Genomic DNA, 12,847 nt, shown 5'->3' on the forward strand with positions numbered 1-12,847 from the left:
CCTGTGGTCATGATAAAAAATGCAGAAAATATAATCGTCGGAATTTCAATAGGAGATTTAAACGGTATTGGAAGCGAAGTTGTTCTTAAAACATTCGAAGATTCTCGAATGCTAGAACTATGTACCCCAGTTATTTTTGCAAATGTAAAAATACTGTCGTTTATAAAAAAGAATTTCACATCAACGGTAATGTTGCATGGAATTGATAAGTTAGATCAGATTTTACCAGGAAAAATTAATGTTTTTAATCTTTGGAGAGAAGGGATTGATATTAATCTGGGGACTAATGATGATAAAGTAGGGGAATATGCAATAAAATCTTTTGTAGCTGCAACAAAGGCTTTAAAAGAAGGAATTGTAGATGTTTTGGTAACTGCGCCTATTAATAAGTATAATATCCAATCAGAAACATTTAAATTTCCGGGACATACTGATTATTTGGATCAAGAATTGGAAGGCAATGCTTTAATGATGATGGTTCAAGATAATTTAAGAGTAGGTTTACTAACAGATCATATTCCGTTAAGCGAAGTAGCGTCGCATCTTACTGAAGAATTGATCGAGAGAAAAATTCAAACGATTAAAGAATCATTAATTCGTGATTTTAGTATCAATAAACCTAAAATTGCAGTTTTAGGACTGAATCCACATTGTGGAGATGGTGGCGTAATTGGTAAAGAAGATGATGCGATTTTAAAACCAGCACTAAAGAAAATATTTGATAAAGGAACATTAGTTTTTGGGCCTTTTCCTGCAGATGGTTTTTTTGGAAGTAGTCAGTATGAAAAATATGATGCTATTGTAGCAACTTATCACGATCAAGGATTGATACCTTTTAAAACATTATCGTTTGGTAAAGGAGTTAATTATACTGCGGGTTTAAGCAAGGTAAGAACTTCGCCAGATCACGGTACAGCATATGATATTGCAGGAAAAGATATTGCAGATTACAATTCATTTAAAGAGGCTGTTTATTTAGCAATAGACATATTTCGCTCACGTAATCAATATGAGGAGATTAGTAAAAAACCTCTTAAAATAAAAGAAAAACAGTTATAAACAAAAAAAGGTGAATAAGATTATTAGTTTTACAATAATTTTATATCTTTGCACCCCGATTCAGAGTTCTGTGACTCAGAATATGAATTTGGAAAAATGATGTTGAAATGAGCAAGACAAAAGAATATTTAATTCCATTTGTAGGATTAAAGTTAGGTAAACACCATTTTGAGTATCAAATAAGTAATGTGTTCTTTGAAAGCTTTGATTATGAGGAATTTCAAAATTCGGATATCAAAGTAAATGTAGTTTTAGAGAAGAAAAGCAACATGTTAGAGTTGGGTTTCAAGCACAAAGGGACTGTAAATGTACCATGTGACTTAACAAGCGAAGATTTTGATTTGCCTTTAAAAGGTAATATGAAGTTGATAGTTCGTTTTGGAGAAGCTTTTAATAATGACAATGAAGAACTGCTTATTCTGCCTTATGGCGAATTTGAAATAGATATTGCACAATATATCTATGAAATGATTGCGCTTTCGGTACCTCTAAAAAGGATTCATCCAGGAATTAAAGATGGAAGTTTAAAAACTGAAGCTTTAGATAAGCTGAATGAGCTAACTATAAAAGAACAAAAAGAAGAGAGTACAAAAGAAGAAGATATTGACCCTCGTTGGGACAAATTAAAGAAACTATTAACGGATAAATAATATAGTAAAATGGCACATCCTAAGAGAAAAATCTCGAAAACAAGAAGAGATAAGAGAAGAACACATTATAAAGCTACTGTAGCTCAAATCGCTACATGTCCTATCACTGGAGAAGCACATTTATACCACAGAGCTTACTGGCATGAAGGGAAAATGTACTACAGAGGGCAAGTTGTTATAGATAAATCTGTAGCTGTTGCTTAATACATTTTTGTAAATGATATTAGAACTCTCACTATGTGAGAGTTTTTTTTGTTGGTTATAATTTTCGTTATTTAAGAAAATTAAGACAATACGTTTAGAATTTTTTTTGTAATTTTCAAGTCTTTTAAAAATTTTTCAAATACCAGTATTTGGAAGGAAATAATTGAATATAATGAATACAATCACAGCCGCAATAACCGCTGTTGGAGCTTATGTTCCAGACTTTGTACTTTCAAACAAAGTCTTAGAAACTATGGTAGATACCAATGATGAATGGATTACTACCCGCACCGGAATAAAAGAAAGAAGAATTCTTAAAGATACTGATAAAGGAACCTCATTCCTTGCTATAAAAGCAGCACAAGATTTAATAGCCAAAGCTAATATTGATCCTTTGGAGATTGATATGATAATAATGGCAACAGCTACAGCAGATATGCCAGTAGCTTCTACAGGAGTTTTCGTTGCAACAGAAATTGGTGCAACAAATGCTTTTGCATACGATTTACAAGCAGCTTGTTCTAGCTTCCTTTACGGAATGTCTACAGCAGCAGCGTATATTCAGTCAGGAAGATACAAAAAAGTATTACTAATAGGAGCAGATAAAATGTCTTCTATAGTAGATTATACAGACAGATCTACTTGTATTATTTTTGGAGATGGCGCAGGAGCAGTATTGTTTGAACCTAATTATGAAGGTTTAGGATTGCAAGATGAATATTTGAGAAGTGACGGAGTTGGTCGTGATTTCTTGAAAATACCAGCAGGAGGATCTTTGATTCCTACTACTTTAGAAACAGTTCAAGAAAACAGACACAATATTATACAAGACGGGAAAACTGTTTTTAAATATGCTGTTACCAATATGGCTGATGCAAGTGAATTAATTCTTAAGAGAAATAATTTAACAAATCAAGATGTAAATTGGTTGGTTCCGCATCAGGCAAACAAACGTATCATTGATGCTACTGCAAGCAGAATGGATTTAGAAGACTCAAAAGTATTAATGAATATTGAAAAATATGGTAATACAACATCGGCTACATTACCTTTGGTACTTAGCGATTTTGAGCATTTATTCAAAAAAGGAGATAACATTATTTTTGCCGCTTTTGGAGGTGGATTCACTTGGGGATCTATTTACTTAAAATGGGCTTACGATAAAAAATAAATTTAAACTAAAAACGAATATTATGGATTTAAAAGAAATTCAAAACCTAATCAAATTTGTAGCAAATTCGGGAGTTGCTGAAGTAAAGTTGGAGATGGATGATGTTAAAATCACCATTAGAACAACTTTAGAAGGTAATGTAACTGAAACCACGTATGTTCAACAATTGCCAGCTCAAGCAACATTGCCGCAAGCTGTAGTGCCTCAGCAAGCTGCTCCAGTAGTAACAACTACAGAAGCTCCAGCTGCAGCAGAAAATTCTAATTTGATTACTATAAAATCACCAATTATTGGAACTTTTTATAGAAAACCATCACCAGACAAACCAGCATTTGCTGAAGTAGGTTCAACAATTGCAAAAGGAGATGTTCTTTGTGTTATTGAAGCAATGAAATTATTTAATGAAATTGAATCTGAAGTTTCTGGTAAAATTGTTAAGATTTTAGTAGATGATATGTCTCCAGTTGAGTTTGATCAACCATTGTTTTTAGTAGATCCATCATAAAAAATTAGATTTAGATTTTAGCTTTTAGAAGTTTTCTATAAGCTAATAATCTTACGATCTAATTAATCTAATTATCTAATTTTTAAAAAGATGTTTAAAAAAATATTAATTGCGAATAGAGGGGAAATTGCACTTCGTGTGATTCGTACATGTAAGGAAATGGGGATTAAGACTGTTGCAGTTTACTCTACAGCAGATGCTGAAAGCCTACATGTGAAATTTGCAGATGAAGCGGTTTGTATAGGTCCTCCTCCGAGTAACTTATCGTATTTGAAAATGTCAAATATTATTGCTGCTGCTGAAATTACTAATGCAGATGCGATACATCCGGGATACGGATTTCTTTCAGAGAATTCAAAGTTTTCTAAAATATGTCAGGAACATGGAATCAAATTTATTGGTGCTGCTCCTGAAATGATTGATAGAATGGGTGATAAAGCTTCTGCTAAAGCTACTATGAAAGAAGCAGGAGTTCCTTGTGTACCAGGTTCAGATGGATTGTTAGAATCATTCGAACAAACACAGAAATTAGCCGAAGAATTTGGCTACCCAGTAATGCTTAAAGCTACTGCTGGTGGTGGAGGAAAAGGAATGAGAGCTGTTTGGAAAGCTGAAGATCTTCAGAAAGCTTGGGATAGTGCACGTCAGGAATCATTAGCTGCTTTTGGTAATGACGGAATGTATTTAGAGAAATTAATTGAAGAGCCTCGTCATATCGAAATTCAAATTGTTGGAGATTCATATGGTAAAGCATGTCATCTTTCAGAAAGAGATTGCTCTGTACAACGTCGTCACCAAAAATTAACTGAAGAAACTCCTTCGCCATTCATGACAGATGAATTGCGTACTAAAATGGGTGAAGCTGCTGTTAAGGCTGCTGAATTTATTAAGTATGAAGGAGCTGGAACAGTAGAGTTTCTTGTTGATAAACACAGAAATTTCTATTTCATGGAAATGAATACACGTATTCAAGTAGAGCACCCTATTACAGAGCAAGTTATTGATTATGACTTGATCCGTGAGCAAATTATGGTTGCTGCTGGAATTCCAATTTCTGGAAAAAATTATTTACCAGAATTACACGCTATAGAGTGTCGTATTAATGCTGAAGATCCATATAATGATTTTCGCCCTTCACCAGGAAAAATTACAACACTTCATATGCCAGGAGGTCACGGTGTACGTTTAGATACGCATGTGTATTCTGGTTATAGTATTCCGCCAAATTATGATTCGATGATTGCTAAATTAATTACTACTGCACAATCTCGTGAAGAAGCAATTAGCAAGATGAGAAGAGCTTTGGATGAATTTGTAATTGAAGGAGTTAAAACAACAATTCCTTTTCACAGACAATTAATGGATGATCCACGTTATATTGCAGGAGATTATACGACTGCTTTTATGGATACATTTAAAATGAAAGAATTGGAATAGATTATTACCATATAGTATTCAAAAGCCTCACAGGAATGTGAGGCTTTTTTTTGTTTATATGATTTTAGAAATCAATTTATGTGTATTTTTTACACACTTTTTATCCATTTTACACACTTTTTGATTATTAACGACTTTATGTGTTTTTATTTAAGTTGTTGATAATTAGCGTATTGAAGTGTTTTTTGTTTTTGCGGCATAATAATTTCTTTATCTGAAGTGTAAAAACAATACAAATAATTTAAAATCTATTATTATGAAAAAGTTAATCTTATCAGCCGCAATCGTATTAGGAAGTTTGTCTTCATTTGCAACAGCTTTACCAACTTCAGTTATAGATGTTAAAACTACATCAGTTCAAGAAGAATATACTGAAATTAAAATCGAAGAATTACCAGCAGCAATTCCAGCAGCATTGAAAAAAGCATATCCAGATGCAGTACTTAATAAAGCATATGTAAATGCAAATAAAGAGTATAAGTTAGATGTAACTGTAGGAGATAAAGTGGGAAGTCTTTTTGCAGATGCAACAGGAAACTGGATTAAAAAATAATTCAATTTAGAAAATCAAAATAAATTAAAAAACATATAAAAATATATCATTATGAAAAAGTTAATCTTATCAGCAGCAATCGTATTAGGAAGTTTATCTTCATTCGCAACAACTTTACCAACTTCAGTTGTAGATGTTAAAACTACATCAGTTCAGGAAGAATACACTGAAATTAAAATTGAAGAATTACCAGCAGCAATTCCGGCAGCATTGAAAAAAGCATATCCAGATGCAGTACTTAATAAAGCATATGTAAATGCAAATAAAGAGTATAAGTTAGATGTAACTGTAGGGGATAAAGTCGGAAATCTTTTTGCAGATGCAACAGGAAATTGGATTAAAAAATAATCGAAATTCGATTTAGAAGTTTATAATCATTAAATTTAGTATCATGAAAAAGATAATCTTATCAGCAGCAATTATATTAGGAGGCTTCTCGGCTAATGCGACGACTGTAGCAATTGCAGCATCAACTGTAAAAATAGTTAGTATTCAGGATGAGTACGTAGAGATTAGTGCAGATGCACTTCCTGCGGAAGTAAAATCTACTCTTGAGAAATCTTTTCCAGATGCAAAACTCGAAAAGGCTTATAAAAACGAAAAAAATGTATACAAATTAGAAATCGTTCATGGCGATAAAAAATATACTATTTTCTCTGACGCATTAGGGAATCTGATCAAAAAATAATTGATCACAAACCAAATAAGTTAAATTTAAACATACATATCATTATGAAAAAAGTAATCTTATCCGCAGCAATTGTTTTAGGGAGTTTGTCAATTTATGCAGCAACTAGAACAATTACAGAGCCAGTTAATGAAGTTGTAATTGTGCAAGTGCAAGACAGCTACAATGAAGTTAGTGCAGATGCAGTGCCAGTAGCTGTAAAAACAGCTTTACAGAAGGCTTATCCGGATGTGAAACTTGATAAAGCATATGTAAATGAAAAGAAAGAATATAAATTAGAAATTTCAGTTGGTGACCAAAAGGCTACTGTGTATGCAGATGTCAATGGCAATTGGATAAAAATATAATTTAGGTAGATTAGTTTAGGTTTTTTTGGAAAGAGATTGCATCTGCAATCTCTTTTTTTTTGCATAATTTTATGAGAATACAATTATTTTAGTCTTATTTTAGCATGAAAAGTTCAGACACTAATGCCAAAGATTTTATTAATAGAAGATGATATTTCGTTTTGTAAGTTATTAGATAGATTTCTAACAAAAAAAGCATACACTGTCGTGACTGCTTTTTCTGCAACCGAAGCACGGAATATAATTAAGAATGAATCTTTTGATCTTATTATCACCGATTTGAGACTTCCAGATTCAGACGGGATTGGATTAATGGCTGAATTTAAAAAGATCTACCCTGAAATTCCTGTGATCTTAATGACAGGTTACTCTGATGTAAATACAGCTGTTAAAGCTATAAAAAATGGTGCAGCAGATTATATTTCGAAACCATTTAACCCAGAGGAAGTTTTGTTAGTAATCTCTAATGCATTACAAAATTCTGATATAGTTCCTGAAAAAGAACAGAAAGTAAAAAGTCCAAAAAAGTCAAACGAATTTGAGTTTGTAAAAGGAATTTCTAAAGCTTCGAAGAAGTTAGCAGAGCATATTAAATTGGTTAGCCCAACTAATATGTCGGTTTTGATAATTGGAGAAAGCGGTACTGGAAAAGAAATAATTGCTAAAAGTATTCACGAACAAAGTCCTAGAAAAGGAAATAATTTTATTGCGGTAGATTGTGGTGCAATACCTAAAGAATTAGCAGCGAGTGAATTTTTTGGACATTTAAAAGGTTCTTTTACAGGAGCTATCACCGATAAAATAGGTTACTTTGAAGCAGCTAATGGAGGAACTATTTTTTTAGATGAAATTGGAAATCTTTCTTATGAAAATCAGATTCAACTTTTAAGAGCATTACAGGAGCGCAAGATAAAACCAGTTGGTAGTAATAAAGAAATTGATGTAGATATTCGTATTGTAACTGCAACCAATGAAGATTTGCGTGAAGCGGTACAAAAAGGAGATTTTCGTGAAGACTTATACCATAGAATCAATGAGTTTTCTATTCATTCGCCTTCATTGATTGAAAGAGAAGAGGATTTAATGATTTTTGCAGATTACTTTCTTGAAAAAGCTAATGAGCAATTAAATAAAAATGTTATTGGTTTCTCGGATGAAGTAGTTGCTGTTTTTCAAAAATACAGATGGCCAGGAAACTTAAGAGAACTTCAAAATTGTGTTAAGAGAGCAACCTTATTATCACAAGGAGATTTTATAGAAAGTAGTGTTTTGCCATTAGAGTTTTTTCAGATTCAAAAGCAGGTACCAAATGATTTTTCATTGTCTGAAAATGAAAAAGAAGCTATTATTCATGCACTTTCAAAAGCTAAAAACAATAAATCAGAAGCTGCAAAAATGCTTAAGATCACTCGAAAAACCTTATATAATAAGTTAAAACAATATAATATAGATTAACTTATTTCTTTTTTAAGGGTTTGAAGTAATGAATTGATTTTAGTTTTTAATTCATTGAAAATTATTTCTAAATCTGTATCTGAATATTTATTTTGTTCTAAATCACTTAAAATTTCACTGATTTCAATTGCATTGATTTGCTTGAACATTGGCGATATTCGATGAGCAATAGCATTAATTTCGATCGTATCTCTATTATTGATGCTTTTTTCTAAAACGACTAAGTTTTCTTGTGTTGTTGTTATAAATGTTTTAAGTACTTCTTGTAGGGCCTCTTTGTCATTTGCTAAAAATGATTTTAAAGAATCTAGAGAGATTTTTTTCTCTGAATCAAAGTTACTGGTCTCGCTATCTTCAGACTCAATTTTATACGAACTATCAAATAACGAAAATATCGTTTTTAGTAATGTTTTAGGTAAATATGGTTTTTTTACAACAGTTGTAAATCCAGCATCTAAATAAACTTTCAAATATAGATCCTCTCTCCCTGTTAAGGCAATTATTGGTTGGTTTTGATATTGAGAGTTCGTAGTTTCTTTTAATTTTTCTATAAATTGAAATCCATCAATTTCTGGCATTTGTATATCGGTTATGATAAAGTCAAAAGGAGTATTCTGAATTGTTTTTAAAGCGTCGTTTGCATTATTAAAAGCCAAAACTGTATAGTTGTTTTGCTTTAAAACTTCAGAAGTTAAACCTAGTAAATTAGTATCGTCGTCTATTACGATTGCAGTTTTAGGAGAGATTAAAGGAATATTATGTTCTTTTGTAGTTAACTCTTCTAATTCAGGTTTTGGGTTGGTATCGAAAACTAGTGGAAGCTGAATTTCAAAGGTACTTCCTTTTCCAAAAACACTTTTTAGATGTAAATCACCACCCAAAAGAGTCGCTATTTTTTTTGATATGGCGAGACCTAAGCCAGTTCCTCCATATTTTTTTTCAATATTTTCATTGGCTTGAGCAAATTCTTCGAATATTAGGTTTTGATTTTTTTTCTCAATTCCGATACCAGAATCTTCAATTTTAATAATAACAAAATCTCCTTTGTCATTAATTGTAGCGTTGATTTTTATAAAACCTTTTTCGGTAAATTTATAAGCATTTCCAATTATATTGCTTAAGATTTGTTTGAGACGAAATGAATCTCCAATTATTCTTTGGTTTAGTTTTTCGTCAGCCTGAATGATAAGTTCTATGTCTTTCTGAATATATACAGATTGGATACTTTTGGCAACTTCTGTTATGATTTCAGGAAGTAAGAAGGGTTTTTTTTCGATTGTGATTTTCCCCGCTTCAATTTGAGAAAAATCAAGTAAATCCTGAACCAATTGCGAAATGTACTGAGATGAATTTCTGATATTCTTAATGAAATACGATTGCTTTGTGTTCACGTCAGAATTGTCTAATAGTTCAGTATAGCCTACAATTGTGCTCAATGGGGTTTTTAAGTCATGACTTACTGTAGAAATAAGCTGTTCGCGACTTTTTAAGAGATTCCTGGTTTTAAAATTGGCAATTTCTAATTGCTTCTTATAAAGTTGTGTCTTAGAGAAATCACTCGCAATAAGAATTGAAAAAAAGATGGTAAGGAGTAACCCAACAATTGCCGCGCCAGTTATAATTTCGTTTATCTTTTTTAGTGATTTTTCTTTGTCAGTATTATATTTAATCGAGTTTATTATAATTTCCCGTTCAATCATGCGAAGTACTTTTCGGAGCTGTTCAGAAATCAGAATTTCATTTTTAAGTAATTTGTTCTCCTGATAATTAAGTGATTCTTTTTTCTTTTCTGTTTCTCTTTTTACAGAACTTAATAATTTTTTGGATGTAGATAAAATAGAGTCGGATGCTTTCTTACTTAATGTGTTTGTACTGTCATCTGGAATATTCTGATTGAGATAATCAACATATTTCTGGAGAACATTACGCTGATAAGTTCCAAGCTTCTCAGGGTTTTTTGCAAAATCTTCAAGTTGTAATTTGCGTAATGAAAATTCGAGTTTTGTTAATTCATCAATAGCATTGTTTACCGTAACTTCGTCGTTAGCTTTGCTTTTAATAGATTTTAATTGTCGAATATTTCTAGTTTTTTCAGCCAATAGATAATTGACACTATCCAATAAAACAATTTGAGATTGAGTAGTCACTATTTTTTTTAAAGAATCTATTCGAATTCGTAAAGAATCAGATTCTTTTATATAGTGCACGAAATCGGTTTCAGAATTGGATTGAATGGTTTTTCGAGCCAGACTTTCAGTTTTGTATACGTTTGAAAATAGCTGACTTACTTTTAAAATTTTAGTTTTTTCAAAAGCAATTTTACTTTCTATATTTGAATAAATAACATTCTCAGAATATAAAACCCATCCTACACTAATTACAAGAGAAGCTAATGCAATGTAACTTATAAAAACTTTAAGCGGAATGTAACTGTTTTTACTCTCCATAGATTATAATTGTAGGGATTTTGTTTTTTATATTATCGCAATTTATTTAAAATTTTCTGATTAAGGCTTATAAATCACGATCAATATGTTATATGATTTTAATTAGAAAACACAAAAAAAGCCACAGATACCTATTTAATGTCTGTGGCTTTTATATAAAATTATTTTAAACTAATTGATTGATTAGTCTCTAATTCAAGAGCAATTTGATTAAAGTGTTTCGTCTAACCATTTAAAGAATTCACCTTGCCAAACTTGTGCGTTTTGTGGTTTTAAAACCCAGTGATTTTCTTCAGGGAAATACAATAATCTACTTTTTATTCCGCGTAATTGAGCAGCCTGAAATGCTTCTTGAGATTGACCAATTGGCACACGGAAGTCTTTTCCACCTTGAATAATTAAGATTGGTTTATTCCATTTATCAACATAGTTTATTGGGTTAAAAGTAGTGTATGCTTTTTGAGCAACAGCATTATTTTTATCCCAGTAAGGACCACCAAAATCCCAGTTGTTAAAGAAAACTTCTTCGGTAGTTCCAAACATACTTTGTGTGTTGAAAACTCCATCATGAGCAATAAAAGTCTTAAAACGGTTGTTGTGAATTCCTGCTAAGAAGAAAGCCGAATACCCACCATAGCTTGCGCCTACACAACCTAAACGAGTTTTGTCAACATAGTTTTCTTTTGCAACATCATCAATAGCTGATAAGTAATCATCCATAACTTGTCCGCCCCAATCCTTACTAATTTGTTCGTTCCATTTTACACCGTGACCTGGCATTCCGCGGCGGTTAGGGGCTACAACGACATAACCTTTAGCAGCCATTAATGAGAAATTCCAACGGAAAGAATACGATTGTGTTAAAGCAGATTGTGGTCCACCTTGGCAGTATAAAAGAGTTGGGTATTTTTTTGAAGCATCAAAATTTGGAGGTAAGATTACCCAAACCAACATTTTTTTACCATCTGTTGTAGTAACATAACGTCTTTCAGTTTTGCTTAACGTAAGTTTTTCGTATGCCTCAGTATTTACATTAGATAATTGCTTCCAAGTATTCTTTTTTAAATTAAAAGAGAAAATTTCATTGGCATGATTCATATCTGATCTAGTAACAATAATGTGGTCATCTGCAAAACCAACTAAATCATTTACATCGTAATTACCATTTGTAAGTTGAAGTACCTTAATTGCGATTTTAGTTAATCCTGGGAAATTTACTTCAAAAAGTTGTTTTGTGCCATCAATAGGAGCTACAAAAAATACTTTTTTACCGTCTTTACTCCACATAAAACTATTCACTGTTCCATCCCAGTTAGCAGTTAGGTTGATTTTTAAACCTTTAAAATCAACAATAATATCATTTTTATCAGCTTCATAACCATCACGTTTCATTTGCAACCAGGTTAAATTTCCTGTTGGTGAAAATTTTGGAGCCATGTCGTAACCTAAATTCTCTTCAGTTCTATTTATTGTTTTACCAGTTTCAAGATTATACTCGTAAATATCAGTATTAGTAGAAATTGCATATTGCGTTCCCACTTTTTTCTTGCTTACATATAAAATGCTTTTCCCATCAGGAGACCAAATATAATCTTCATCTCCACCAAAAGGTTTTTGAGGACTATCAAAGTTTTCTCCTTTTAGAATGTCAATTCCAGTAGCGCCATCTTTGTTCTCTTTGTAAAAGACATGATTAAATTTACCTTCATTCCAAGTGTCCCAATGGCGATAGTCTAAACCATCGTAAATTTGCGCATCTGATTTTTCTAGAGTTGGATAAAAATCTTTCCCTAATACTTTGTCAATTTTTACTTCTTCATTGTACACTAAAAATTTTCCGTCTGGGGAGATGTTTTTATCAGTTAAAACTGTTTTTATATCCGAAACTTCGGTTGCATTTCCACCATTTACAGGTAGTGTATAATATTTTGATTTCGAATTATTTTCGGCAATAGACGGTGTTGTAACCTTGTAAACAACGTTTTTTCCATCTTTTGAAAGTCCAAGTGGAGTAACTCGACCTAACTTCCATAATAATTCGGGTGACATTACATTTTGTGCCATGGTGCTTAAACTCATCATTACTAAGGTTGTAAATAGTGCTTTTTTCATAGATTTAAACTTAATTTTTAAGGTTCTAAAAGTACAAAATTTATTCCAGCAACCTGATGATAGTGTAGTAGGTATTCTCTTAAAATAAAAGATAAAGAATAATTGAAGATTTGAATAATTAGTTCAATCATAATAAGTGATATGAGTTTGTTTTGGACAATTTTGTTATATGATTTTATGTTTTCTAAATGTTTGGATAAAAGGCTTAAACAGTAAAAG

The 12,847-nt window shown here is 31.7% G+C and carries 13 protein-coding genes; 11 read left to right on the plus strand and 2 right to left on the minus strand.

Features of this window, described 5'->3' with window-relative positions:
* Positions 1-9 precede the first annotated feature (9 nt).
* The 11 genes from pdxA (at position 10) to LPB87_RS11950 (ending at position 8,069) form a co-directional block, all read left to right on the plus strand.
* Positions 10-1,059 (plus strand): 4-hydroxythreonine-4-phosphate dehydrogenase PdxA, encoded by a 1,050-nt coding sequence (gene pdxA / locus LPB87_RS11900; protein ID WP_129540602.1) that lies wholly within the window; start codon positions 10-12, stop codon positions 1,057-1,059.
* 107 nt (positions 1,060-1,166) lie between these two features.
* Complete coding sequence (locus LPB87_RS11905) at positions 1,167-1,709, plus strand: DUF177 domain-containing protein (RefSeq protein WP_230728043.1); 543 nt, start codon at positions 1,167-1,169, stop codon at positions 1,707-1,709.
* 9 nt (positions 1,710-1,718) lie between these two features.
* Entirely contained in the window at positions 1,719-1,913 is a 195-nt protein-coding gene (gene rpmF, locus LPB87_RS11910) for a 50S ribosomal protein L32 (RefSeq protein ID WP_007137315.1), read from the plus strand.
* A gap of 172 nt (positions 1,914-2,085) precedes the next feature.
* On the plus strand, positions 2,086-3,084 hold the full coding sequence (locus LPB87_RS11915; RefSeq protein ID WP_129540604.1) for a beta-ketoacyl-ACP synthase III: 999 nt from the start codon (positions 2,086-2,088) through the stop codon (positions 3,082-3,084).
* A gap of 22 nt (positions 3,085-3,106) precedes the next feature.
* Positions 3,107-3,589 (plus strand): acetyl-CoA carboxylase biotin carboxyl carrier protein, encoded by a 483-nt coding sequence (accB, locus tag LPB87_RS11920; protein WP_129540605.1) that lies wholly within the window; start codon positions 3,107-3,109, stop codon positions 3,587-3,589.
* 90 nt (positions 3,590-3,679) lie between these two features.
* Positions 3,680-5,026 (plus strand): acetyl-CoA carboxylase biotin carboxylase subunit, encoded by a 1,347-nt coding sequence (gene accC / locus LPB87_RS11925; RefSeq protein WP_129540606.1) that lies wholly within the window; start codon positions 3,680-3,682, stop codon positions 5,024-5,026.
* Between the two features lie 256 nt (positions 5,027-5,282).
* Positions 5,283-5,579, plus strand: coding sequence for a hypothetical protein (locus LPB87_RS11930; protein WP_129540607.1), 297 nt, complete (start codon positions 5,283-5,285; stop codon positions 5,577-5,579).
* A gap of 51 nt (positions 5,580-5,630) precedes the next feature.
* On the plus strand, positions 5,631-5,927 hold the full coding sequence (locus tag LPB87_RS11935; RefSeq protein WP_230728044.1) for a hypothetical protein: 297 nt from the start codon (positions 5,631-5,633) through the stop codon (positions 5,925-5,927).
* Positions 5,928-5,970: 43 nt separating this feature from the next.
* A complete protein-coding gene (locus tag LPB87_RS11940) occupies positions 5,971-6,267 on the plus strand; it encodes a hypothetical protein (RefSeq protein WP_230728045.1) in 297 nt (98 codons plus the stop codon).
* A gap of 44 nt (positions 6,268-6,311) precedes the next feature.
* On the plus strand, positions 6,312-6,614 hold the full coding sequence (locus LPB87_RS11945) for a hypothetical protein (protein WP_230728046.1): 303 nt from the start codon (positions 6,312-6,314) through the stop codon (positions 6,612-6,614).
* A gap of 123 nt (positions 6,615-6,737) precedes the next feature.
* Positions 6,738-8,069 (plus strand): sigma-54 dependent transcriptional regulator, encoded by a 1,332-nt coding sequence (locus tag LPB87_RS11950; RefSeq protein WP_230728047.1) that lies wholly within the window; start codon positions 6,738-6,740, stop codon positions 8,067-8,069.
* Here the strand turns inward: LPB87_RS11950 and LPB87_RS11955 are convergent.
* Positions 8,066-10,516: a hybrid sensor histidine kinase/response regulator gene (locus LPB87_RS11955; protein ID WP_230728048.1), complete on the minus strand. Its 2,451-nt coding sequence runs from the start codon at positions 10,514-10,516 to the stop codon at positions 8,066-8,068. The genes LPB87_RS11950 and LPB87_RS11955 overlap by 4 nt on opposite strands.
* A gap of 210 nt (positions 10,517-10,726) precedes the next feature.
* Positions 10,727-12,628 (minus strand): S9 family peptidase, encoded by a 1,902-nt coding sequence (locus LPB87_RS11960; RefSeq protein WP_230728049.1) that lies wholly within the window; start codon positions 12,626-12,628, stop codon positions 10,727-10,729.
* Between the last annotated feature and the right edge of the window lie 219 nt (positions 12,629-12,847).

The organism is Flavobacterium sp. EDS (genome assembly GCF_020991525.1).
Taxonomy (GTDB): Bacteria; Bacteroidota; Bacteroidia; order Flavobacteriales; family Flavobacteriaceae; genus Flavobacterium.